19 protein-coding genes are annotated in these 23,581 nt (G+C 58.9%); 4 read left to right on the top strand and 15 right to left on the bottom strand.

Going from position 1 to position 23,581, the window contains the following annotated elements; translation table 11 throughout:
• Positions 1 to 195: 195 nt before the first annotated feature.
• The 4 genes from PMI16_RS16635 to PMI16_RS16620 form a co-directional block, all read right to left on the bottom strand.
• Complete coding sequence (locus PMI16_RS16635) at positions 196 to 1,506, bottom strand: MFS transporter (RefSeq protein WP_007881613.1); 1,311 nt, start codon at positions 1,504 to 1,506, stop codon at positions 196 to 198.
• 249 nt (positions 1,507 to 1,755) lie between these two features.
• Positions 1,756 to 3,174, bottom strand: coding sequence for a pyruvate kinase (gene pyk / locus PMI16_RS16630; RefSeq protein ID WP_007881612.1), 1,419 nt, complete (start codon positions 3,172 to 3,174; stop codon positions 1,756 to 1,758).
• A 10-nt stretch (positions 3,175 to 3,184) separates the two neighbouring features.
• The gene (locus PMI16_RS16625) at positions 3,185 to 4,513 is read right to left on the bottom strand and encodes a glycerate kinase type-2 family protein (protein ID WP_007881605.1); all 1,329 of its coding nucleotides are present in this window, start codon (positions 4,511 to 4,513) and stop codon (positions 3,185 to 3,187) included.
• 276 nt (positions 4,514 to 4,789) lie between these two features.
• Entirely contained in the window at positions 4,790 to 5,887 is a 1,098-nt protein-coding gene (locus PMI16_RS16620; RefSeq protein ID WP_007881604.1) for a tartrate dehydrogenase, read from the bottom strand.
• Positions 5,888 to 5,999: 112 nt separating this feature from the next.
• Between PMI16_RS16620 and PMI16_RS16615 the strand changes: the two genes are divergently transcribed.
• Positions 6,000 to 6,920, top strand: coding sequence for a LysR family transcriptional regulator (locus PMI16_RS16615; protein ID WP_007881603.1), 921 nt, complete (start codon positions 6,000 to 6,002; stop codon positions 6,918 to 6,920).
• Between the two features lie 49 nt (positions 6,921 to 6,969).
• On the opposite strand, the gene PMI16_RS16610 is transcribed toward PMI16_RS16615, so the two are convergent.
• The 4 genes from PMI16_RS16610 to PMI16_RS16595 all read right to left on the bottom strand — a co-directional run bounded on the left by PMI16_RS16610 (position 6,970) and on the right by PMI16_RS16595 (position 10,789).
• Positions 6,970 to 7,866, bottom strand: coding sequence for an NAD(P)-dependent oxidoreductase (locus tag PMI16_RS16610; RefSeq protein WP_007881602.1), 897 nt, complete (start codon positions 7,864 to 7,866; stop codon positions 6,970 to 6,972).
• Entirely contained in the window at positions 7,863 to 8,180 is a 318-nt protein-coding gene (locus PMI16_RS16605) for a putative quinol monooxygenase (protein ID WP_007881601.1), read from the bottom strand. Before PMI16_RS16605 ends, PMI16_RS16610 begins: the two co-directional genes overlap by 4 nt.
• A gap of 9 nt (positions 8,181 to 8,189) precedes the next feature.
• Positions 8,190 to 9,557 (bottom strand): NAD(P)H-dependent oxidoreductase, encoded by a 1,368-nt coding sequence (locus tag PMI16_RS16600; protein WP_007881599.1) that lies wholly within the window; start codon positions 9,555 to 9,557, stop codon positions 8,190 to 8,192.
• 317 nt (positions 9,558 to 9,874) lie between these two features.
• Positions 9,875 to 10,789: a LysR substrate-binding domain-containing protein gene (locus PMI16_RS16595; protein WP_007881597.1), complete on the bottom strand. Its 915-nt coding sequence runs from the start codon at positions 10,787 to 10,789 to the stop codon at positions 9,875 to 9,877.
• Between the two features lie 255 nt (positions 10,790 to 11,044).
• Here PMI16_RS16595 and PMI16_RS16590 point away from each other — a divergent pair, with 255 nt between their 5' ends.
• On the top strand, positions 11,045 to 12,121 hold the full coding sequence (locus PMI16_RS16590; RefSeq protein WP_007881596.1) for a TRAP transporter substrate-binding protein: 1,077 nt from the start codon (positions 11,045 to 11,047) through the stop codon (positions 12,119 to 12,121).
• 26 nt (positions 12,122 to 12,147) lie between these two features.
• A complete protein-coding gene (locus tag PMI16_RS16585) occupies positions 12,148 to 13,989 on the top strand; it encodes a TRAP transporter large permease (RefSeq protein ID WP_007881595.1) in 1,842 nt (613 codons plus the stop codon).
• A 99-nt stretch (positions 13,990 to 14,088) separates the two neighbouring features.
• Here the strand turns inward: PMI16_RS16585 and phoR are convergent, their stop codons facing one another.
• The 7 genes from phoR to pstS all read right to left on the bottom strand — a co-directional run bounded on the left by phoR (position 14,089) and on the right by pstS (position 21,088).
• Positions 14,089 to 15,408 (bottom strand): phosphate regulon sensor histidine kinase PhoR, encoded by a 1,320-nt coding sequence (phoR, locus tag PMI16_RS16580; RefSeq protein ID WP_034380982.1) that lies wholly within the window; start codon positions 15,406 to 15,408, stop codon positions 14,089 to 14,091.
• Positions 15,409 to 15,536: 128 nt separating this feature from the next.
• Complete coding sequence (locus PMI16_RS16575) at positions 15,537 to 16,214, bottom strand: response regulator (RefSeq protein ID WP_007881593.1); 678 nt, start codon at positions 16,212 to 16,214, stop codon at positions 15,537 to 15,539.
• A gap of 42 nt (positions 16,215 to 16,256) precedes the next feature.
• Positions 16,257 to 16,970, bottom strand: a complete 714-nt coding sequence (gene phoU, locus PMI16_RS16570) for a phosphate signaling complex protein PhoU (RefSeq protein WP_007881590.1) — start codon at positions 16,968 to 16,970, stop codon at positions 16,257 to 16,259.
• A 157-nt stretch (positions 16,971 to 17,127) separates the two neighbouring features.
• Positions 17,128 to 17,913, bottom strand: coding sequence for a phosphate ABC transporter ATP-binding protein PstB (gene pstB, locus PMI16_RS16565; RefSeq protein WP_007881586.1), 786 nt, complete (start codon positions 17,911 to 17,913; stop codon positions 17,128 to 17,130).
• A 51-nt stretch (positions 17,914 to 17,964) separates the two neighbouring features.
• A complete protein-coding gene (gene pstA / locus PMI16_RS16560) occupies positions 17,965 to 18,882 on the bottom strand; it encodes a phosphate ABC transporter permease PstA (protein WP_007881585.1) in 918 nt (305 codons plus the stop codon).
• A complete protein-coding gene (gene pstC, locus PMI16_RS16555; RefSeq protein ID WP_443134896.1) occupies positions 18,882 to 19,916 on the bottom strand; it encodes a phosphate ABC transporter permease subunit PstC in 1,035 nt (344 codons plus the stop codon). The genes pstA and pstC overlap by 1 nt, the downstream gene beginning before the upstream one ends.
• Before the next feature lie 122 nt (positions 19,917 to 20,038).
• Positions 20,039 to 21,088 (bottom strand): phosphate ABC transporter substrate-binding protein PstS, encoded by a 1,050-nt coding sequence (gene pstS / locus PMI16_RS16550; RefSeq protein ID WP_007881582.1) that lies wholly within the window; start codon positions 21,086 to 21,088, stop codon positions 20,039 to 20,041.
• A 367-nt stretch (positions 21,089 to 21,455) separates the two neighbouring features.
• On the opposite strand from pstS, the gene ppk1 reads away from it, so the two are divergent.
• A complete protein-coding gene (gene ppk1, locus PMI16_RS16545; RefSeq protein WP_007881578.1) occupies positions 21,456 to 23,567 on the top strand; it encodes a polyphosphate kinase 1 in 2,112 nt (703 codons plus the stop codon).
• Positions 23,568 to 23,581: the final 14 nt, after the last annotated feature.

Genomic DNA, 23,581 nt, shown 5'->3' with positions numbered 1-23,581 from the left:
AAGATGGCGCCTGCAGTGACTGTCGAAAATAAAAGTGGGCCTGAGCCCGCTTTTATTTTTCGTCAAATTGATGGCCTGCCTGCGCAGTCAGAACCGGAGGTTGGTTTGCGCATCAGCCATCGTTTGCAGATAGCGCAAAACACGCCGTAAATAACGTCCTTCTTTCGATATGATTTTGTCCATGATTGTCTCCATTTAGTGGCCGTGGCGCGGTTGGCCGATTACGGGTGCTCGCTTCGCCTGGCGGCTTAGGAGTAATGTTACTACCGCTGAAAGGGCGAGAGTAGCTGCAACTACGTAAAGACCGGCAGCATAGCCGCCCGTCATGTTCTTCAGCCATCCAATCGCAAACGGCCCTACGAAACCTCCCAGATTACCGACAGAGTTAATCATGGCGATGCCGGCGGCAGCCCCCGCGCCAGACAGGAAAGAACTGGGCATCGCCCACAATGGCGCTTTGGCGGAACTGATGCCGACATTCACGATCACCAATGCAAGGACAACAAGGACTGCGGTTGTTGCCTGCCCTGCAAAGACAAGGCCCAAGCATGCCAGTACGCAGGGAATGACAACGTGCCAGGTACGTTCTTCAGTACGATCCGAATGCTTGGCCCAGAGAATCATGGCCACGACGGCCACGACGCTTGGAACACCAGTCAACAAGCCTGTCTGCCATGGCGTGAAGCCGAATTCTCGGATAATCAGCGGCGCCCACAGACCTAAGGTATAGAGTCCTGCGGAAGTGCCGAAGTAGATCAGCGCAAGTGCAAGCACCCGTGGATCTTTTAAGGCGCCGAGTGCACCGGCCGTATGTCCGGCATGGGACTGTTTCGCCTCAGCTTCTGCCTTGAGCTTTGCAATGAGCCATTCGCGCTCGTCGACGGCCAACCAGTTTGCTTGCGATGGCGTATCGGTCATGTACTTCAATACAACGAAGCCCAGGATGACAGCGGGCGCAGCTTCGATGATGTACAGCATCTGCCAGTCGGCCAGGCCGAAGATCGGCGGCAATTGCATGATGGCGCCTGACAATGGCGATCCGATCGCTACCGAAATCGGCGCTGCTGCCATAAACCAGGCCGCGGCGACGGCGCGTTGCTTCACGGGGAACCAGAGGCTCAGATACAGAATGATCCCGGGGAAGAAACCTGCCTCAGCGACACCGAGCAGGAAACGAAGTGCGTAAAAGCTGTTTGGTCCGATGGCAAAGGCGGATATTGCGGAAATGATGCCCCACGTCACCATCACGCGCGCGATCCAGATGCGCGCGCCGACTTTGTGCAGAATCAGGTTCGAAGGCACTTCGAACAAGAAGTAGCCAATGAAGAACAGGCCGCCGCCCAGGCCGAATGCTGTGGGCGACAAGCCGATGGCTTTGTTCATTGTCATCGCGGCAAAGCCGACATTGACCCGGTCGAGAAAACTGACGAAATAGAGCACCATCACAAACGGGATGATGCGCCACATGAGCTTACGGGATACGCGTGATTCGAGATCAGGGTTCATTGTCTCCTCCTTGGAGGTGTAGCGCTGCGTTGTAGAAAAATAATAAGGACAAGGCAATTGCTGGTTGATCCAGTTCTTTTCATTGCCCGGTTAAAGCAGAAATTGCGTTTGCTCCTGCAAATGACGCCTCATAAGCAATCCCGGCCTCGATACGATGGCGCAACGGCACATCCTGTGGCGTCGTATTCCAGCACCACCTTTGCCGCAACGCTTGGATTGCCTGTCTACAATTTGGGTCATGTGAAAATCTCAATCGATTTGAGCGATACGCAACAGGTTGGTCGTACCAGGCGTGCCGAACGGCATGCCTGCAGAAATCACCACGGTTTGCCCGGAGACGCCGAAGCCTTCTTCCCGTACTGTCCGGCAAGCCAGGTCGCTAACCTCCAGCGCATCAATGACTTCGCGGCAAAGTACCGGATGAACGCCCCAGGCCAGCGCCAGACGGCGGGCGATCGCTTGGCGCGGCGTCATGCCCAGGATTGGCGTTCGGGGGCGCTCGCGCGCCATGCGCAGTGCCGAATATCCCGATGTCGTGTATGCCACCGTCGCTACCGCATTGAGCAGGCCCGTAACGTGACGCACCGCGTAGCCGATCGCATCCGCGGCGTCTGCTCGTGGAGCCGCATGCGACGCGGCGATTGTCTCGCGGTAGTACGGATCGTTTTCTGTCTGAGCGATGATGAGATCCATCATGCGAACAGCTTCGAGCGGGTATTTTCCGCTGGCGGATTCCGCAGATAGCATCACTGCGTCGGCGCCGTCGTAAATGGCAGTGGCGACATCAGAGGCTTCTGCACGTGTGGGAACCGGTGCCGAAATCATCGACTCAAGCATTTGCGTGGCCACGATCACCGGCTTTCCTGCCTGGCGACAAGCACGCACGATACGCTTTTGTATGGCGGGCACCCGTTCTGCCGGCATCTCGACGCCGAGGTCACCGCGTGCGACCATCACGGCATCGGCTTCTGCCACAATCTCTTCAAGCAGATGGATGGCGGCGGGTTTTTCGAGTTTGGCAACGATACCGGCCCGATCCTGGACGATTTCTCGCACTTCCAGAATGTCTTCGACGCGTTGCACGAACGACAGGGCAATCCAATCGACGCCCAGGGTCAAACCGAACCGCAGATCGCGATGGTCCTTTTCAGTCATCGCCGACAAGGGCAATACGACGTCAGGAACGTTCACTCCTTTGCGCTCGGACAGGACGCCGCCGACAATGACGGAGGTTTCGGCAAAGTCTGCACCGCATCGCTCCACACGAAGCTGAATGCGGCCATCATCGAGAAGCAGATTCGTATCCGGCTTCAAGGCGGCAAAGATCTCGGGATGCGGCAATGCTACCCGGCCTCCGTCACCTGGCAAGCCGGAATTCAGGTCCAGGTGAAACACGGAACCCGGTAGCAGTGTTATCGGTCCATTCGAGAAGGTGCCAATACGGAGCTTTGGTCCCTGCAAGTCCAGCAATACGCTGATTGGACGTTTGTATTCTTGCTCGATCGAGCGGATCAGCTCCAGACGTCGCTGATGATCCTCATGCGTTCCATGACTGAAGTTCAGGCGAAACACATCGACGCCTGCCTTGAACAATGCTTCGATAGTCTCGCGACTGGTGCTGGCCGGGCCAAGCGTGGCGACAATCTTGGCATTTCTATTGCGACGCATGCTTCTTCCTTTAAATATTGCCTGGTCGGGCAGCAATGAAAATTGCTCGAAAATCGTTCACGTTGGTCAGCGTTGGACCGGTAATGACCGAATCGCCCAATGCCTGGAAAAATCCGTGAGCGTCATTGTTTGCCAGGCTTGCGGGTGGATGAATGTCTTGTTGTCGTGCGCGGACGAGCGTGTCGGGTCGCAAAATGGCGCCGGCGATTTCTTCCTGGCCATCGACTCCGTCGGTGTCGCCGGCCATGGCAAACACCCGGTCTTCGCCGTTTAGCGCGATGCCCATGGATAGCAAGAACTCGACGTTACGACCGCCACGTCCGCTACCACGAATGGTGACCGTGGTTTCTCCGCCTGATAGCAGCACGCACGGCGGCGTAAACGGTTGTGCGCCGCGACTTACCTGTCTCGCTATTGCCGCCATCACCTTACCGACGTCGCGGGCCTCGCCTTCAATGGCATCGCTAAGGATATGCGCCTCGATGCCGGCGGCTCTGGCCTGCTTTGCCGCCGCCTCCAGCGCAAGCTGTGGTGTGGCGATGAGATGTGTTTCGATAGGCGGAAGACGTGGGTCGTCGGATTTCAACGACTCTAATTGACCATCCTCCAGCATTGCCATGACGTTGGCGGGAACGGTGATGGCATAACGACGCAATACCGCGATCGCATCCGCGCATGTCGATGAGTCGGGCACCGTTGGCCCTGATGCTATGTCGTTCACGCCATCCGCGGGCACATCCGAAATGATCAGATTAACGACACGAGCCGGAAAGCATGCCGCCGCCAGGCGTCCGCCTTTAATGGCAGAGAGGTGGCGACGCACGCAATTCATTTCTGAAATGCTGGCGCCGCTGGCCAATAGCTCCTGATTAATCGCCTGCTTGTGTTCCAGCGTCAGCCCGCTGGCCGGCAGTGGAAGCAGCGCCGAACCGCCGCCCGAGATCAGACAAAGAACCATGTCGTCGGCCGTCAATCCCGCCACATGTTCCAGGATTTTCTTGGCTGCCGCGAGGCCATTGGCATCCGGCACCGGATGCGATGCCTCCAGTATCTCGATTCTCTTGCACGGTACGGCATAGCCGTAACGCGTAACGACCGTGCCTTCGAGCGGTCCCGGCCAGTTATCTTCGACTGCTTTTGCCATGGCCGCGGACGCCTTGCCGGCGCCGATGACAATCAGGCGACCCCGAGGTGGTGCGGGTAAAAACCCTGGGACCCGGGAAGTTGGCTGGGCAATGGCCACTGCCGCGTCAAACATGTCTTTCAGGAGACGGTCAATGGTCGCAGCAGAGCGAATATCGATGCCTCCGGAAGGCAGGGATTCGTTGGATGTGCTCATTTCCAGCTCTGCGAAGGGGCCGGCCGGGAATCAGGAAATGCAATAAACATGGTGTCTCCAGCTGTATTCTTGCAAGAGGCAGCCGACTCCCTGCGCCAGGCGCCGGTTCGCTCCTCGTACTTTTTTATGTTTTGTCCGCGCCAAACGTCGTGACGCGTGCGCTTCCCGGACCACGTCGCGGGACGCGATCTGCGTTTGAGATTTTGGGGAATCCGGCGCTCATTGCTGAGCAGCCGCACTGCCCGAATCCCTCCGGGCAGTGCCATTGGCGGCGAATCAGGCTGCTGCTTTTTCCACCGGCGCGGCGTTTTTTTCGAGGAATGTGCAAACAGCTGCGGTCACCTGTGCGGTCGTCGCGTTGCCGCCGAGATCGCGGGTATGCAAGGACGTATCCGCGGTGACGGCTTCAACTGCTTGCATGACACGCCTGGCGGCTTCGTTCTCGCCCAGATGTTCGAGCAGCATCACGACGGACCAGAACGTGCCGACCGGATTGGCCAGGCCCTTGCCCATGATGTCGAAGGCGGAACCGTGGATTGGTTCGAACATCGATGGATAACGGCGCTCCGGATCGATATTGCCGGTCGGCGCGATGCCCAGGCTGCCGGCCAGTGCCGCCGCCAGGTCGCTCAGAATGTCTGCATGCAGATTCGTGGCGACGATTGTGTCGAGAGTTGCGGGACGATTGACCATGCGCGCCGTAGCGGCGTCGACCAGTTCCTTGTCCCATGTCACGTCAGGGAATTCTTTCGAGATTTGAACCGCGATTTCGTCCCACATCACCATGGCGTGGCGTTGAGCGTTGCTCTTTGTCACGACAGTCAACAACTTGCGCGGACGGGATTGCGCCAGGCGGAATGCGAAACGCATGATGCGTTCAACGCCGGCACGCGTCATCAGCGAGAGGTCCGTTGCGGCCTCAATCGGATGACCTTGATGAACACGACCGCCCACGCCCGCATATTCGCCTTCCGAATTTTCGCGGACGATGACCCAGTTCAGGTCTTCTTGCCTGCAACGCTTCAGCGGACCGTCGATGCCGGGCAGAATGCGTGTCGGACGGACATTCGCGTATTGATCAAAGCCTTGGCAAATCTTCAGGCGCAGGCCCCACAGAGTGACATGGTCAGGAATATCCGGGTCGCCAGCCGAACCGAACAGGATGGCGTCCTTGTCGCGCAGCGCATCCAGCCCGTCTGCCGGCATCATGGCGCCGGTCTTGCGGTAGTAATCGCCGCCCCACTCAAAATCCTGGAAATCGAAAGCGAAAGACTTGCTTGTCCTGGCCAACGCTTCCAATACCTTTTGGCCTGCCGGAACCACTTCTTTGCCGATGCCGTCACCGGGAATTGTCGCGATGCGATAGGTTTTCATGTCTCCAGCCTTTCAAAAAATGTTTTGGTGTGAGCGCACTCTACCTCTCTTTTTTCGCAAAAACCGGTGCTAAAATTAAAGCGTTCTTAACTTATATTCAACAATAAACGCAATGCAAGATGTCGTCCTTCCGTCAGATCTGCGCTTCTTCTCGATTCTCGCAATGGCCGGCAGTCTTAGCGCAGCGGCACGCGAGCTGGGCCTTACCACTGCGGCGGTAAGCAAGCATTTGACGCAGATGGAAACCCGCGCCGGCGTGCCGTTGGTCAATCGCACCACACGGCGCATGATGCTGACCCCGGAGGGGGAGCTGTACCTGGTGCACGCACGGCGTATTCTCGACGAGATCGATGAGTTGTCCGAGTTGCTGGGCAGCTCGAAGCGACGCCCGGAAGGCTTGCTCCGGGTCAACGCCACGCTTGGATTCGGCCGCAGTCATGTGGCGCCGGTGATATCTCGCTTTGTCGCAGAGTATCCGCAGGTATCTGTGCAATTACAGCTGTCCGTCATGCCACCGCCGCTCACCGACGATAGCTTCGACGTTTGCATACGTTTCGGTGAACCGCCTGACACGAGAGTGGTTGCTCGTCGGCTCGCCGCCAACTCGCGCTTGCTGTGCGCTGCGCCGGATTACTTGAAGCGACGCGGTATGCCGCTCACACCGCATGACCTGACCAAGCATAATTGTGTAGGCATCCGCCAGGGCGACGAAGCCTATGGCGTATGGCGCTTATCAATTGGTTCCGGGACGGCGCTCAAGACCGAAACGGTGAAAATACGCGGCAACCTTACTACTAACGACGGTGAGATTGCTGTGAAATGGGCGTTGGATGGCCACGGTATCCTGATGCGTGCCGAATGGGATATTCGGCCCTATTTACAGGACGGCCGGTTGGTGCAGGTACTCGCAAGTTGGCAGACCCCCAATGCGGACATCTTTGCGGTTTATTCGCAGCGTCATCAAATGTCTAATCGTATTCGCAGTTTTGTCGATTTTATCGAGAAAGAAATCTCAAACATTGCCGTTAAATGAGCCACTGCACAGACGACGCCTGCGGCCGGCAAGAAGCAAAAATTGCGCTTCACGGCGGGAGCTGATTACGCCGACGCAGTTCCCGTATGATTCCGCTGTGATCAAGATCGCCGTCTCCGTTTTCCAGCATGTCGGAGAATAGCTGATCGGCTTTGTTCAGCATCGGCAAATCCAGCCCCACGCTAGCGGCGAAACGAATCGCAGTGCCTGTGTCTTTGACCTGATAGCGTGCCGGGCCGCCTGGGGCAAAGTCGCCGCTAATCATGCGCAGCGCATGTTGGCGCAATATCGTCGAGTCTGCAAAGCCGCCAAGCAATGCTTCCCGAACTTTCGCCGGATCTGCGCCGCCGCGCTCAGCCAATAGCAAAGCTTCGGCCACGCTGGCGATGTTGTTGGCAACCATCATCTGATTGACCAACTTGGCCAGTTCTCCGGATCCTGCCGGACCGACATGCGTCGGGCGTCCCATTTTTTCCAGCAACGGCAATGCTTGTTCATAGGCCTGCGCAGTGCCGCCCGCCATGATTGCCAGGCTGGCTTCGATCGCGCCCTTTTCGCCGCCGGATACCGGAGCATCGACGTAGGCGACCCCGCGTGCCGCAGCCTGCTGCGCCTGATGACGCGCGGTCTCGACGGGAATCGAACTCATGACGACAAGCAGACTTCCGGCGCGCATGCCCGCGATCAGTCCGTGCTCTCCCAGCAGCAGCGCATCACAATTGGGGCCGGAACTCAGCATGCATATCAACGCATCTGCATTGCGGACGACGTCGGTGGCCTCGGCGACTATCGTGGCGCCGCATGCGGAGAGGCGCTGCGCCTTCTCCGGGGTACGATTCCAGGCCTGCACGCGATAGCCGGCCTGCGCCAGATGGCGTGCCATTGGAAAACCCATGATGCCGGTGCCGATAAAGCCGATTGTTCCGATGTTGAGCGGCGCCGTCATATTGCGCTTCCGACTCTGCCGCTACCAAAACGCACCGGCAATTCCCGCTCAATACAGGCTGGGAAGCCCACCCTGAAACGCGCCAGATGCGGCGTTTCCAGATGCAGATCGAATGCAGCCCGGTTGTCATAGACTTCGTAAAAAAGCACACGCGTCGAGTCCGGAAAACACACAACGTCGAACTGGCGGCAACCTGTTTCATCGACGACCGAATGATAAGCATCGTCATGCGCCAGCGCGAGGAAATCCGCCATGCTGGCGGACTTGACCTCGAACTCTGCAATGACGACAAATGCTGTTGCGACATCTGTCATGCGCGACTCCTAACGCAACAAGATGCTGCCACCCGGATTGGCGCGAGCATGCCGTTCCATTTCCTGACGCAGTTTCACCACGTCCAGATCGCTCGACAGCTCGACATCCTCGAAGCGAACGACAGTGTCTTTCTTCACAGGGCGCTTGAGCTTGACGTTGTGCGCCAGACCGATCGGCAACGCACCCAACGCGAGGCTCTTCGAAGCAGGGATCGCATTGGCCCACACGGCATAGCCGCCTTCGCCGTCCAGCATCTCGCCGGCCTGCAAGTCGCGCTTGGCGGTAGCAACGGCATCGCCACGGAATTCCTTCGAGCATCCGGTGGATTCCCCGCGCAATACTGCCGACAACACGCTGATACTGGTTTCCAGGCCGATCATGTGGAACGGTCGCCACATCGAGCCATACCAACCCGACTTGTCGACCAGCAGGCCGTATTGCTTGAAGCAGGCGCGCGCATATTCAGTCGGCGCCTTGAAGGTGACGAAGACGCCATAGCGGATGTTGTTGAAGACTTCGCGACCATCCGGCTCCTGGCTGGCGGCGATGTCGACCAGGCCGCTGCGCGCCAGTCGGCCGCCGTCGGCTGCTGGGCGGAATACGCTGGCCAGATCGTGCAGGCCGGTAGGCGGAAATGCCAGCCCATCGTCAGGACAATCGAGGCCGGTGCCGTTGGCGACAGCCGCCATTTCAATCGCGGCTTTGGTGCCGTCGGTGAAAGAGTTGTACATCTTGGGATTGAAATCGCCCTTGGCGACCTCTTCTTCGGTCCAGCCGAAGAATCCCCAGACAGTGTCGGGAGTCGAATAACGGTAACGCGGCTCGTAGTTCATGCCCTTGCCTGCCGAGACCAGTTCGAAACCGCAGGACCGCGCCCAATCGACCAGTTCACAAATGATTGCAGGCTGGTCGCCATAGGCCATGCTGTAGACCAGACCCTTGGCCTTGGCGCGCGCAGCCAGCAAGGGGCCGCACATGGCGTCGGCTTCCACATTGACCATCACCACGTGCTTGCCGCCATCAATGGCCGACAAGGCGTGGCGCACGCCGGCGATTGGATGACCAGTCGCTTCGATGATGCACTCTATTTCCTGGCAATCGGCCAGCGCGGCGGCGTTTTCCAGCACGCAGGTAGTGCCGTTCTTGACCGCGTCGCCGAGCGTTTTGGCCTGATATCTGGCCTTTTCCCAGCCCACGCGTTCCAGCGCGGCATGGGCTTTTTCCACATTCAGATCGGCGACGCCGACGATATGCATGCCTTCGATAAGCCGGGCCTGCGCCAACACCATGGAACCGAATTTACCGGCGCCGACCAGGCCGACGCGCACCGGGCGACCGGCCGCCGCGCGTTCGCGCAGCAAGCTGTACAGATTCATTTTTAATCCTCGTCAATGACAGAAGGTATCGCCCTTGTCTCTCGCGTTCTGGGCTTTGGGTGCGATACCTGAAAGCGTGAAATTGCCGTTATGCCTTGCGCCACCACGCGTGAACCAGCGCCATGGGACAAACCAGCCGACAGACTCTTACGCATTGAGCGAACTGCTTCTTGCGCAGCTTGGACTCGCCCAACTCGTGCAAAAAAGTTTACTCAGCGCATCCTGTTAAAACAATTAACATTTACGATGGAAATGCTTAGTTTTTCTAAAAAGTAGAAAAGACGAGGGAAAGAGGAGAGAAAAGGAAGAGGTAACTTCTAGAACGGTAAACGCAGATACTGCGCCTGTTCCGCCTGCCATTGCGCGACTTCCACGCGCAGCCAGTCAATGAAGAGGCTGACTTTGTTTTTACGCAGGTGATCAACCGGGCAGACGATCCATTGGGTGGTTTGGGAAATCTTCGGCGGATTGCGCACCGGACAAACCAGGCTGCCGTCGCGCAGTTCGCGCCACATCATCAGGCTGCTTTCCAACGCCAGACCGATGCCGTCGGCGGCCGCATCGACCGCCATGTGGCTGCGATCGAACAGAACCCGGCGCATCTGATTCGGCGGCGTGATCTTGCTCATGGAAAACCAGTATGGCCATTGCACCTGCGACTTGACAGACTGAATCAGCCGATGTTGCGCCACGTCGGCGACGCTCATGCTGCCCGCTGCCGCATGAGAGGGGCTGCACACCGGGAAAAACCATTCCTCGGTCAGTCCTTCCGTGAACAGGCCCGGCCATTGGCCACGCCCGTGGCGGATTTCCACGTCCACCGTCTCGCGCGTGAAATCGGTCACTTCATTGGTGCCGTTCAGCCGTACTTCCAGGTCAGGATTGGCATCCAGGAATGAACGTAGTCGCGGCAGCAACCACTTGCTCGACAAGGTCGGCGTCGCCCGCACCGTCAGCAGCGTGACGGGACGCAGGCCGCGAATACTTTGCGTCGCCTCGGAAATGCGGTCGATCTCCTCGGCGATCATGGAAAAATAGCGCTCGCCGGCTTCGGTCAGGGCGACGCCGCGGCCGACCTTGACCATCAACGAAGTGCCGAGATGCGTCTCCAGCGCCTGGATCTGTTGGCTGACCGCCGAAGGGGTGACATTGAGTTCTTCCGCTGCGCTCGAAATGCTGCCGGAGCGTGCTACCGCGTGGAAAACACTGATCGAGCGAAGAGGAAGATACATGGCGTCAACTCTTTAAATTTTCTACACGATTCTTAAAAATAAATTAATTGTACTTCACCAACAAACCTTTTACATTCAATCACGGATTCCCCAGGCAAGCTCACAGAAAGCGACCGGAGAATCTCGAAGGCAGTCGACAGACATGTCGATTGCCGCAGCCAGACAAGCTGCACTGCATCCGGCAGAAATAAGGCGCATCCTCTGAGGAAGCCGCCTTGACGCGGATACCGACCTATAAAAACTGGAGACAACAGCATGACCCCAATCAAACCGCCACGCGGCGATTTTTCGTCGAATTCGTCGCCCGAGCCATCGTCGAAGCGACCTTCCGCCAAGCGTCGCACCTTGCTGACCGCCGCAGCCTCGCTACCATTGTTCACTGTCTGGTCCGGCCCGGCACGCGCCGCCGAATTCAATTACAAGCTGGCGACCGGCCAATCGCTCGACCAGCCGATCAATGCGCGCCTGAAGCAGGCTACCGATCGCATCCGCGAAGCCAGTGCCGGTCGACTCGACATCCGCTTTTTCCCGGCCAGCCAACTGGGCTCGGATACCGATCTGCTGACACAAGTGCGCTCGGGCGGGGTTGAATTCCTGAATATCGCCGGCTCGGTTATTTCTACCGTCGTGCCGCTGGCAGCAATCACCAACGTCGGCTTCACGTATTCCGACTATCAGCAAGTGTGGAGCAGCGTCGACGGCGATCTGGGCAAGCTGATCCGCGCGCAGATCGACAAGAGCGGTTTCGTCTCGGTGGCCAAGGCCGGCGACAACAGCTTCCGCCAGATTTCCTCGGCTTCCAAACCGATCAAGACCCCTGCCGACTTGCAGGGATACCGCATCCGCGTGCCGGTGTCGCCGATGTTCACCTCGCTGTTCAAATCCCTGGGCGCCAACCCGACCTCGATCAACTTCAACGAACTCTACACGGCGCTGCAAACCAAACTGGTGGACGGCCAGGAAAACGGCCTGGTCGCGATCGACTCCGGCAAACTGTACGAGGTACAGAAGTACATCACCCAGACCAATCACATCTGGGACCCGTTCTGGATGCTAGGCAATCGCCGCGCGTTTGCCAACCTGCCCGACGATCTCAAGAAAATCGTGCAGCGCGAGTTTGATCGCGCCTATATGGAACAACGCGGTGACGTTGAGCAGCTCAATACCACGCTCAAGGACCAGCTCGCCAAAAAAGGCATCATCTTCGAAACCGCCAATCGCGACTCCTTCCGCAAGGCCTTGGCCGACGCAGGCTTTTACAAGGAATGGCGCGACAAGTTCGGCGCTGCGCCATGGGCTGCGCTGGAGGCCGTCGTAGGGAAAATGTCGTGAGCGCCGTCCATAGCGCCGCACCGCCCATGCCGCTGAACGGCCCGGCCGGCAATATGCTGGGCAGCGCGCAGCACTGGCTGGAAAAATCGGTGGAAGTCCTCACCGCCGGCGTACTGATGGCAGAAGTGGCGCTGCTGTTCATCGGCATCATTGCCCGCTCGGTGCTGCACAGTTCGCTGATCTGGAGCGATGAACTGGCGTCCATTCTGTTTCTGTGGCTCGCGATGCTGGGCAGCGCACTGGCGGTGCAGCGCTCCTGCCATATGCGCCTCACCTTCTTTGTATCGAAACTGTCGCCGCGCGCTCAGGCATGGGCAGAGACGCTTGCCGTGGGCGTCACCGCCGTGCTGCTCGTGATGATGATCCATCCGAGCTTCGACTACGTCGAAGACCAGGGCTTCGTCGAAACACCCGCGTTGGGCTGGAGCGGCATGGTGCGGGCGCTGGCCGTACCGGTCGGCTTTCTGGTCGCCCTGGTGAGCTGTGCGCTGCGCCTGATGCATCACAACAAGCGCGACATCCTTACGGTAGCAGCAATGCTGGCCGTCATCGCCGGAGCCTGCTACTTGGGGGCGCCGATGCTTACCGCCATGGGACAAAGCGCGCTGCCGATCTTCTTCATCGGCTTGCTGGGCGCGGCAGTCATGGCCGGTGCTCCGATCGCGTTCGCTTTTGCGATTGCGACCTGTGCGTATCTGCTGACAACGACGACCACGCCGGTGGTGATTGTCGTCGGCCGCATGGATGAAGGCATGAGCAGCCTGATCCTGCTGGCGGTGCCGATGTTCGTCCTGCTGGGCCAGCTGGTGCATGCCACCGGCCTGGCGCGCGTGATGGTGGAGTTCCTGGCGGCGCTGGTCGGCCATGTGCGCGGCGGCATGTCGTATGTGCTGCTGGGCGCGATGCTGCTGGTATCCGGCATCTCCGGCTCCAAAACCGCAGACATGGCGGCAGTGGCGCCGGTGCTGTTTCCCGAAATGCGCAAGCGCGGCATGCAGGACAGCGAATTGATTTCCCTGTTGGCGGCTTCCGGCGCGATGAGCGAAACCATCCCGCCCTCGCTGGTCCTGATTGCGATTGCTTCCGTGACGGGAATATCGATCGCGGCGCTGTTTACCGCGGGCATCATGCCTGCTTTCGTCCTTGCCATCGTGCTGGCCGTCGTCGCCTGGTGGCGCGCGGGATCGGACCATGTCGCGACCAGCCGCGCGCCGTTCAAGCGCGTACTGAAAACCTTCGCCATCGCCGTGCCCGCCTTGCTGCTGCCCTTCGTCATCCGTACTGCCGTGGTGGAAGGCGTGGCGACCGCGACCGAGGTCTCGACCATCGGCATCGCCTATTCGCTCATCGTCGGCCTGATCATTTATCGCGGCAGCCTGAAGTGGCATATGGCCTTGCCGATCCTGGTGCAGACGGCCGCATTGTCCGGCGCCATTCTGTTCATCGTCGGTGCAGCCAGCGCGATGGGATGGGCATTGACGCAATCCGGCTTTTCACATGACCTTGCGGCAATGATGACGGCGGTGCCGGGCGGTGCAACCGGCTTCCTGCTGGTTTCCATCGCGGCCTTCATCGTCCTTGGCAGCGTGCTGGAAGGCATCCCGGCCATCGTGCTGTTCGGCCCATTGCTATTTCCGGTAGCGCGCCAACTTGGCATCCATGAAATTCACTACGCAATGGTCGTGATACTGGCCATGGGACTCGGCGTCTTCGCCCCGCCCTTTGGCCTCTGCTACTACGCCGCCTGCATTATCGGCGAAGTGAAACCGGAAGTGGCGCTGAAACGTATCTGGCTCTATTTAGGAATGCTGCTACTGGGATTGATTGCAATTACTTTCATCCCCTGGATATCAATCGGTTTTCTTTAACGGCTCGATGCTTCAAAAAAGAAAAGGCCCACCGAGCGGCGGGCCTTTTAAATACCTGTACCGGCTGCAGGACGTGCCCCTGCCCTCCGAGACGACAACTCAGTTGCTCTCCACCGGCACAAACTCTTCAATCAGCAAACTCGCCGGGAAACAGACCGTGAAGGTACTGCCCTTGTCCGGCATCGACTCCACGCCGAGCGTCGCGCGGTGGCGCAGCAGGACGTGGCGGACGATGGCCAGGCCGAGGCCGGTGCCCTGGGTTTCGCGCGAGCGGCTCTTGTCGACGCGATAGAAGCGTTCGGTCAGGCGCGCGATATGTTCCTGGCTGATGCCGATGCCGTTGTCCTTGACGACGAATTGCGCGCCGCCGCCCGGCTTGCGCTCCCAGTTCAGCTTGATGGCGCCGTCTTGCGGCGTGTAACGCACGGCGTTGGAAACCAGATTGCTGAAGGCGCTGCGCAGCTCGTCGACGTTGCCCTGCAAATCCGGACCGTCCGCTTCCAGCGTGATCCTGTGCTTGCCGGACGACAGCGCCTTGGCTTCTTCCAGGATGCCTTCCAGCAGCGGCCTGACGTGTACGCGCTCGGAACGCAACGGGTAGTCGACCGACTCCAGGCGCGTCAGCGTGAGCATGTCGCCGATCAGGTTTTGCATGCGCTGGCCCTGCTCGGTCATGAGCTTGAGATGCGCGGTACGGATTTCCGTATCGAGGTTGGGCTGGGCCAAGGCGATTTCGAGGAAGCCGTTGATGACGGTCAGCGGCGTGCGCAACTCGTGCGAAGCGTTGGCGATGAAGTCGCGGCGCATCATGTCGATGCGCTCTGATTCGGTGGCGTCGTGGGTGACCAGGATCTGGCGGCGGTTTTCGAAGGGAATGATCTGCACGATCAGCTTGCGCTCCTGCACGGCCAGGGTCAGCGGCTGCTCATAGCGGCCGAGGATGATGTAGTCGATGAAGGCCGGATTGCGGATCAGGTTGGTCACCCGCATGCCCTTGTCGCGTTCGAGCTGCAAACCCAGATGCTGCTGCGCCGCCGGATTGCACCATTCGAGGAACAACACGTCATCCATGATCACCACGCCGTCCGGCAACAAGCTCATCGCCTGGCGAAAACGCGCCAGCCATTCGGCCAGTTCGATCTGGTTTTTTTCGTCATCGCGACGCATGCGGTACAGGCGCGCAAAAATATCGGTCCACGCGCCCCAGCCGTCCGGCAGCTTGGATTGATGCGGATTGTCGAGCCAGCTGCCGAGGCGGAACAGGTAATGCAGTTGGGTAAACGCCAGTGCGCCCATGCCGATCAGGGCGATGATCAGCCCGGCGGTGGCGCCGAAGAAAAACCAGACAATACCGACGCCGGCCAGGCAAACCAGAAAACGCAGGGCAGCCGGAACCCAAAACAGCAGTTGTGGACTCATGTAAAACTCATTATTCAGAATCAGGTTGACTCGATTGTCGCGATGACGATCGAGCATCCAGTATAGAGGTCTTTCGGGATTCCCCATGTCTCCAAAGGGGTTGCGCCTGCCTGCGTGTATCTTTTTTGTTATTTTGCAGACAACATGTAGCCGACGCTGCGCACGGTCTTGATCAGGTGCTCCGCGTCGCGCAAGGCTTTGCGCAGGCGCAGCACGTGCACGTCGACGGTCCGCTCTTCGATGACGACGTGATCGCCCCAGACGCGGTCGAGCAACTGGCTGCGCGAAAACACGCGGTCGGGATGCGCCATGAAGAACTTCAGCAGCTTGTACTCGGCGTGGCCGATGTCGATCTTGTCGCCGTTGAGGGCGACCGAACAACTGGCCGGGTCCAGCGTGACCGGACCGACGATCATTTCTTCCTGGGCGAACTCCGGGCTCTTGCGCCGCAGCAAGGCCTTGATGCGCGCCGTCAGCTCGCGCGGCGAGAACGGCTTGGTGATGTAATCGTCGGCGCCGTTGTCGAGGCCGGCGATCTTGTCTTCTTCCATGCTCTTGGCGGTCAGCATGATCACCGACAGCTGCTGCAACTGGCGATCGCCGCGAATGCGCGACAGCAGATGCAGGCCGCTGCGGTCCGGCAGCATCCAGTCCAGCAGCACCAGTTGCGGCGCGCGGCGCTGGACAAATTCCCACGCCGCCGCCGTGTTCGACACCACGAAGCTGGACCAGCCTGCCTCCTTGAGCGTGAAGGCAATCAGTTCGGCAATCGATGGTTCGTCTTCAACGATCAGGATGGTAGTCATGGAGTTGCGCCGTCAGGATTGATCAAGGAGAACGCCGATCGCTTACTCTTCGTCCGACGCAAGGATCTTGGCAGCACCGAAATCGGTGTGACGGATATCCTTGCCGCCGACGACGTAGATCACGTATTCGCCGATGTTCTTGGCATGGTCGCCGATGCGTTCGATGGCCTTGGCCACCCACAGCGTGTCGATCGATGCCGAGATCGTGCGCGGATCTTCCATCATGAAGGTTGCCAGGCTGCGCGTGATCGAACGGAAGCCGTGGTCGATGCTGGCGTCCTGTGCAATCAGGGCGGTCGCCTGATCGGTATCCAGACGGGCGAAGGAATCCAGCGCGCTGCGCAGCATTTCCGATGCTTCTTCGGCGATGACGCGCACGGTCTCGAAATGATTGATCGGACCGACGCTGCCGCGCTTGTGCAGATGGATCGCATTGCGTGCGATCTTGGTGGCTTCGTCGCCGACGCGCTCCAGATCGGTGATGATCTTGATGGTCGCCATCACGGTGCGCAGATCGTTGGCAGTCGGCTGACGACGCACGATCAGGTGGCTGCAGGCGTCGTCGAGTTCGACTTCCAGACGATTGACCGCCTCGTCGTCCTTCATCACACGTGCAGCGAGTTCGAGATTACCGTTGCGGAAAGCCGAAATCGCATCCTGGAACTGACGCTCCACCATGCCGCCCATGGCCAGCACGTTGGAACGGATGGTTTCCAGATCAGCATCGTATTGCTTGGAAGAGTGATCGCCTGTCATGTCACGTCCTTAAAAAATAATTAAAAATAACTGACCTCAAGAGGTGCGGCAGAAGCGTAGCGAGCGGCCCGAGGTCTGCGCGAGAAGCGCAGCCGTACTGGGGTACGGCGAGCATCACAGCGCGGACATCGGGCCGCGCAGTAGCTTATGCCGTACCTTATCCAAAGCGGCCAGTGATGTAGTCTTGGGTTTCCTTGCGCGCCGGATTCATGAAAATCTGGTCGGTCTCGCCGAACTCCATCAATTCGCCCAGGTACATGTAGGCGGTGTAATCCGAGCAGCGCGCCGCTTGTTGCATGTTGTGCGTGACGATGGCGATGGTGTAGTCGTTCTTCAGTTCGCCGATCAGCTCTTCCACCTTGGCCGTCGAGATCGGGTCCAGCGCCGATGTCGGCTCGTCCAGCAGCAGCACTTCCGGCTTGACCGCGACGCCGCGGGCGATGCACAGACGTTGTTGCTGACCGCCCGACAGGGACAGGCCGCTCTTGTTCAGCTTGTCCTTGACTTCGCCCCACAAGGCCGCCTTGTTGAGCGCCCATTCGACGCGCTCGTCCATTTCGCCCTTGGGCAGGTTTTCGTACAGGCGGATGCCGAAGGCGATGTTGTCGTAGACCGACATCGGGAACGGCGTCGGCTTCTGGAACACCATGCCGACCTTGGCGCGCAGCATGTTCAAGTCCTGGCCCGGTTCAAGGATGTTCTTGCCGGCGTACATGATCTTGCCTTCGGCGCGTTGGCCCGGGTACAGGTCGTACATGCGGTTGAAGGTGCGCAGCAATGTCGATTTGCCGCAGCCCGACGGACCGATGAAGGCGGTGACCTTGCCTTCGAAGATGTTCATGTTGATGTTCTTCAGGCCGTGAAAACCGCCGTAGTAGAAATTCAACTGGGAAATTTCAATGGTCGATTTCTTGTCTGCAGTTGCGGATGTCTGAGTAGTCATAGTGTTCTCTTGTCGATTCACTTATCTGGGTTCGCTTGTTATGCGTATCTTTTAGCCTGGAACGCGTTGGCTAAACATGGTTCGGGACAGGATGTTCAGGGCGAGGACGCTGAACGTGATCAGCAAGGCGCCACCCCATGCAAGTGCGACCCAGTTGTCGTAAGGACTCATGGCGAACTGGTTGATCACCACCGGCAGGTTGGCGATCGGTTGATTCATGTTGGTGCTGAAGAACTGGTTGTTGAGCGCAGTGAACAGCAGCGGCGCCGTTTCGCCGGAGATACGCGCCACCGCCAGCAGCACGCCGGTCACGACGCCGGCCTTGACGGCGCGCAGACGCACCATCATCGCCACTTTCCAGCGCGGCGCGCCGAGCGAGAATGCCGCTTCGCGCAGGCTGCTTGGCACCAGCTTCAACATGTTGTCGGTCGTACGCACCACCACCGGAATCGCGATCAGCGAGATGGCGAAAGTGCCGGCCCAGCCGGAAAAATGGCCGACGTTGGCGACGTAGATCGCGTAGACGAACAGACCGATGACGATCGATGGCGCCGACAGCATGATGTCGGTGACGAAACGCGTGACCTGCGCCAGCTTGCTTTCTTCGCCGTATTCAGCCAGGTAGATGCCGGCCAGAATGCCGATCGGGGTGCTGATCAGGGTACCGATGCCGACCATCATCAGGCTGCCGATGATAGGGTTGAGCAGACCGCCGCCGTCGCCGCCCGGCGATGGGGTGTTTTGCGTGAGCATGCCGATGTTGATCGCGCTGAAGCCCTTGATCATCAGCGTCAGCAGAATCCAGGCCAGAACGACCAGGCCGGCTGCCATCGCCAGGAAAGAGAACAGCATGCCGATGCGATGTTGCAGCAGGCGGCGGCGATACACCGGGTTCATCGGCGAATTGATTTCGGGCCTGGCGTGTGCAGCTTGCGCCGGAGCGGCCGTTTGATTGACAGGTTGATTCATTATTTGGCACCTTCCTTGCGTGTCATGCCCATCAACATGATCTTCGCCGCGGACAACACGATGAAGGTGATCACGAACAGGATCAGACCGAGTGCGAAGAGCGACGAAACGTGCAGCTTCGACGAGGCTTCGGCGATTTCATTGGCGAGTGTGGAAGCGATACTGTTGCCCGCGGCGAACAGCGACCACGACAAACGGTGCGAGTTGCCGATCACGAAGGTGACCGCCATCGTCTCGCCCAATGCACGGCCGAGGCCGAGCATGACGCCGCCGACCACGCCGGTCTTGGTGTACGGCAGCACCACCTTGCGCACCACTTCCCAACGGGTACAGCCGAGGCCGTAAGCGGATTCTTTCAGCACGGCCGGCACGACTTCGAACACGTCGCGCATCACGGAAGCGATGAACGGGATGATCATGACCGACAGGATCAGGCCGGCGGTCATGATGCCGATACCCATGGTCGGGCCCTGGAACAAGGCGCCGATCACCGGCAACTGGCCGATGGTGGCTTTCAGGAAGGGCTGGCCGTATTCCGCAAACAGAGGTGCGAATACGAACAAACCCCACATGCCGTAGATGATGCTGGGCACGCCGGCCAGCAACTCAACTGCGGTGCCGAGCGGACGACGCAGGCGGCTCGGGCAGATTTCAGTAAGGAACAGTGCGATGCCGAAGCTGACCGGGAAAGCGATCAGCAGCGCGATCAGCGAAGTGGAGAGCGTGCCGACGATGGCAATCGCGGCGCCGTATTGGTCGTTGACCGGATCCCATTCCACGCGCGTGATGAAGCCGGGACCGAATTCGTGGAAGGCCGGCCAGGCGCCGATGAAAAGAGAAACGATAATCCCGCCGAGCATCAGCAATACCGACAATGCGAAGATCAGCGTGACTTTATGAAAGAGGAAATCTTGAATGCGTTGCTTGCGCATCGTTGCCAACAGCTCTTCGTGAGCTTGCTGCGCAGACGTATCTACGGGAGGCTTACCTAGATCGGTGTTCGACATGGTCGTGGCAGAGATGTTTGAGCTCATTGTTTTCACCATTTAGTAGCGGGCTGCGGAGACCTGATTGGCCCACCGCAGCCCTGCCATGTTTCAGTTAATGCACATTTGGTACGCCGCTGGGGCGTACCCGGGGCAGTACTGAATACTGATTACCAGATTGCCTTGCCGGAGCTGTCCTTGACATTGGCTTTCCAGGAATCTTCAACCAGCTTGGTGACCGATGCTGGCAGTGGCACGTAGTCCAGATCGGCAGCAGCTGCGCCGCCGTTCTTGTAGGCCCAGTCGAAGAACTTCAGGACTTCCTTGCCCTTGGCGCCGTCGGCAGCTTGTGCCTTGTGCAGCAGGATGAAGGTTGCGCTGCTGATAGGCCAGCTGTTCTTGCCGGCTGCGTCAGTGAAGTCAACTGCGAAACCCGGCGTCTTGGCCCAGTCGGCGGCGGCAGTAGCTGCCTTGAAAGTAGCGTCGTCAGGCGACACGAATGTGCCGTCCTTGTTCTTCAGCTGGGTGTAGTTCAGCTTGTTCTTCTTGACGTAAGCGTATTCGACGTAGCCGATTGCGCCCTTGACCTTTTGCACGTTGGCTGCAACGCCTTCGTTGCCCTTGCCGCCCACGCCGACTGGCCACTTGACTGCGGTGCCCGCGCCGATCTTGGATTTGAAGTCGGCGTTAGCCTTCGACAGGTAGCTGGTGAACACGAACGATGTGCCCGAACCGTCGGAACGATAAACGACAGTGATGTCTTCCGCCGGCAGCTTGACGCCTGCGTTCAGGGCAGCGATTTCAGGAGCATTCCACTTGGTGATCTTGCCGGCGTAGATGTCGCCCAGCACTTGACCGGACAGCTTGACCTGGCCTGGAGTCGTGCCTTCCAGGTTGATGACCGGCACAACGCCGCCGACGACTGCAGGGAATTGCGTCAGGCCGTCAGCGTCGAGTTCAGCTTGCGACAGCGGAGCATCGGATGCACCGAAGTCGACAGTCTTTGCCTTGATTTGCTTGATGCCGCCACCGGAACCGATGGATTGGTAGTTCAGGCTGTTACCGGTAGCAGCCTTGTACGATTCTGCCCATTTGGCGTAAATCGGGTACGGAAACGATGCGCCTGCGCCGGTGATTTCTGCTGCATGTGCTGCTGCAGAAAACGCGACCGTGCCACACACTGCTACCGCAACAGATTTAAGAATGTGATGAAACCCCATGTCTTGCTCCTTTGTTTGACGAGATAGTTTGTCGAAGAACCCATTTCATAAATCGTCGTCCCAGTTATCCGGACGAACGACGCACTTATGGAATGAGTTCCAGGGACGGGGTGAACTTTAACCAGCAATTGTGACGAGTTTATGACCCACCCTTGTCATGAAGGAAAAGGAAATAATTCCTTTTATGCAATATCCGGCATGGTTCAAGGGCTAAGGTAGAATCAAAAGCAGACAATTAATTTCCGCAAGGAAAATCAATGAGGCAAAGGAGCAGACGTTTGTGACAAGACTCTTCCGGACTTGTCATTAACTTGTCATACAGCCGCCCTACACTGCGAAAAAATTGCCAGGAATACAGGAATCACGCATGACCAGAAAAGAAAAGCCGGAAGACAGCGCTCACACAGAAATCAATCCGACAGCCATTTATCTGAATAGAGAACTGTCGCAATTGGCGTTTAATCGCCGCGTTCTGGCTCAGGCGGAAAACAAGCACATTCCTTTGCTCGAGCGTTTGCGCTATTTGTGCATCTGCAGCAGCAACCTCGACGAATTCTTCGAAGTGCGCATCGCCAGCCTGCTGGCAAACCGCATCGAGGGTGAACACATCGACCCGCCCGAGCTGAGCGCAGCCCTGGAACGCACCAGCATCGAATGCCACCAGATCGTGGCGCGCCAGTATGAATTGCTGAACAAGGACATCCTGCCGCAGCTGGCCAACAAAGGCATCCACCTGCTGCGCCACGAAGACCGCAACGACGCCCAGCGTGCCTGGGTCAAACAGTACTTCGAACAGAACGTGCGCCCGCTGCTGACGCCGATCGGCCTGGACCCGGCCCATCCCTTCCCGCAGGTGCTCAACAAGAGCCTCAACTTCATCATCGAACTGTCCGGCAAGGACGCCTTCGGCCGCGGCACGGCGATCGCCATCGTCAAGGCGCCGCGTGTGCTGCCGCGCGTCATCCGCCTGCCCGACGGCCTGTCGGACAAGAAAGGCGTGTCGTTCTGCCTGCTGTCGTCGGTGATTCACGCGCATATTGCCGAATTGTTTACCGGCCGCGAGATCACCGCCTATTCGCAGTTCCGGGTCACGCGCAACAGCGACCTGTGGGTCGACGAAGAAGAAGTCAAAAACCTGCGCCAGGCCTTGCAGACCGAATTGCAAAGCCGCCAGTTCGGCGTCGGCGTGCGTCTGGAAGTGGCCAGCAACTGCCCGGAACATCTCGCGCAGTTTCTGCTCAATCAGTTCTCCATCGAGCGCAACCGCCTGTATGCCGTCAAAGGCCCGGTGAACCTGGTGCGCCTGTCGGAACTGGTCGACCTGGTGTCGGAACCGGCCTTGCGCTTCCCGCCGTTTTCACCGACCTTGCCGCCGAACCTGCAAAACGAAAACATCTTCGCCGTGCTGAAAAAGCGCGACGTGCTGCTGCACCACCCTTTCCAGTCGTTCCAGCCGGTGGTGGATTTCATCCGCACGGCGGCACACGATCCGAACGTGGTGGCGATCAAGCAAACGATTTACCGCACCGGCATGAACTCCGACCTGATGGAAGCGCTGATCCACGCCGCCCAGCGCGGCAAGGAAGTCACCGTCATCGTGGAATTGATGGCGCGCTTCGATGAAGAAGCCAACATCAACTGGGCGGTGAAGCTGGAACAAGCCGGCGCGCAAGTCGTCTACGGCGTGGTCGGCCTCAAGACCCACGCCAAGATCGCGCTGGTGATCCGCCGCGAAGACAACGCGCTGCATTTCTATGCCCATCTCGGCACCGGCAACTATCACCCGACCACCACCAAGTTCTATACCGACTTCGGCCTGCTGACCTCGCATCGCGAACTGACCGCCGAAGTCAACGAGGTCTTCATTCACCTGACCACGCTGACCAAGCCGCGCACCCTGAATCACCTGTGGCTGGCGCCGTTCTCGCTGCAAAAGGAAATCATCCGCGCCATCCGCAACGAAGCGCTGATCGCCCGCGAAGGCCGTCCTGCGCGCATCATCGCCAAGATGAACGCGCTGCTGGACGAATCGGTCATCCGCGCCTTGTATGCGGCCTCCGCCGACGGCGTGAAGATCGACCTGATCGTGCGCGGCGCCTGCGCGCTGCGTCCCGGCGTGGCAGGCCTGTCGGAAAACATCCGCGTGCGCTCGGTGATCGGCCGCTATCTGGAACACTCGCGCATCTACTATTTCCGCAACGATCTGGCGCACGACGTGTATCTGTCGAGCGCCGACTGGATGAACCGCAATCTGTTCCGCCGCATCGAAGTAGCCTTCCCGATTCTGGACAAGACGCTGAAAAAGCGCATCATCAGCGAGGGACTCGATCCTTACCTGAAAGACAACACCAATGCATGGCATTTGAACTGCGACGGCGTCTATGCACTCAAAAAGGCACGCACGCGCCAGGCAGCGTTCAGCGCACAGGCGCATCTGATGCATGCGCTCGGCATCGCCGCTCCGCTGGTCGAGGAATGACAACCCGGACCACG

This window comes from Herbaspirillum sp. CF444, assembly GCF_000282135.1.
Classification (GTDB): domain Bacteria; phylum Pseudomonadota; class Gammaproteobacteria; order Burkholderiales; family Burkholderiaceae_D; genus Herbaspirillum.
This window is presented reverse-complemented; position numbering and strand designations above follow the sequence as displayed.

What these genes read in the sequence shown, in the direction of transcription:
- PMI16_RS16635 (WP_007881613.1), bottom strand. Translation starts at nt 1,506, where the DNA reads ATGAACCCTGATCTCGAATCACGCGTATCCCGTAAGCTCATGTGGCGC.
- pyk (WP_007881612.1), bottom strand. Translation starts at nt 3,174, where the DNA reads ATGCGTCGCAATAGAAATGCCAAGATTGTCGCCACGCTTGGCCCGGCC.
- PMI16_RS16625 (WP_007881605.1), bottom strand. Translation starts at nt 4,513, where the DNA reads ATGAGCACATCCAACGAATCCCTGCCTTCCGGAGGCATCGATATTCGC.
- PMI16_RS16620 (WP_007881604.1), bottom strand. Translation starts at nt 5,887, where the DNA reads ATGAAAACCTATCGCATCGCGACAATTCCCGGTGACGGCATCGGCAAA.
- PMI16_RS16615 (WP_007881603.1), top strand. Translation starts at nt 6,000, where the DNA reads ATGCAAGATGTCGTCCTTCCGTCAGATCTGCGCTTCTTCTCGATTCTC.
- PMI16_RS16610 (WP_007881602.1), bottom strand. Translation starts at nt 7,866, where the DNA reads ATGACGGCGCCGCTCAACATCGGAACAATCGGCTTTATCGGCACCGGC.
- PMI16_RS16605 (WP_007881601.1), bottom strand. Translation starts at nt 8,180, where the DNA reads ATGACAGATGTCGCAACAGCATTTGTCGTCATTGCAGAGTTCGAGGTC.
- PMI16_RS16600 (WP_007881599.1), bottom strand. Translation starts at nt 9,557, where the DNA reads ATGAATCTGTACAGCTTGCTGCGCGAACGCGCGGCGGCCGGTCGCCCG.
- PMI16_RS16595 (WP_007881597.1), bottom strand. Translation starts at nt 10,789, where the DNA reads ATGTATCTTCCTCTTCGCTCGATCAGTGTTTTCCACGCGGTAGCACGC.
- PMI16_RS16590 (WP_007881596.1), top strand. Translation starts at nt 11,045, where the DNA reads ATGACCCCAATCAAACCGCCACGCGGCGATTTTTCGTCGAATTCGTCG.
- PMI16_RS16585 (WP_007881595.1), top strand. Translation starts at nt 12,148, where the DNA reads ATGCCGCTGAACGGCCCGGCCGGCAATATGCTGGGCAGCGCGCAGCAC.
- phoR (WP_034380982.1), bottom strand. Translation starts at nt 15,408, where the DNA reads ATGAGTCCACAACTGCTGTTTTGGGTTCCGGCTGCCCTGCGTTTTCTG.
- PMI16_RS16575 (WP_007881593.1), bottom strand. Translation starts at nt 16,214, where the DNA reads ATGACTACCATCCTGATCGTTGAAGACGAACCATCGATTGCCGAACTG.
- phoU (WP_007881590.1), bottom strand. Translation starts at nt 16,970, where the DNA reads ATGACAGGCGATCACTCTTCCAAGCAATACGATGCTGATCTGGAAACC.
- pstB (WP_007881586.1), bottom strand. Translation starts at nt 17,913, where the DNA reads ATGACTACTCAGACATCCGCAACTGCAGACAAGAAATCGACCATTGAA.
- pstA (WP_007881585.1), bottom strand. Translation starts at nt 18,882, where the DNA reads ATGAATCAACCTGTCAATCAAACGGCCGCTCCGGCGCAAGCTGCACAC.
- pstC (WP_443134896.1), bottom strand. Translation starts at nt 19,916, where the DNA reads ATGAGCTCAAACATCTCTGCCACGACCATGTCGAACACCGATCTAGGT.
- pstS (WP_007881582.1), bottom strand. Translation starts at nt 21,088, where the DNA reads ATGGGGTTTCATCACATTCTTAAATCTGTTGCGGTAGCAGTGTGTGGC.
- ppk1 (WP_007881578.1), top strand. Translation starts at nt 21,456, where the DNA reads ATGACCAGAAAAGAAAAGCCGGAAGACAGCGCTCACACAGAAATCAAT.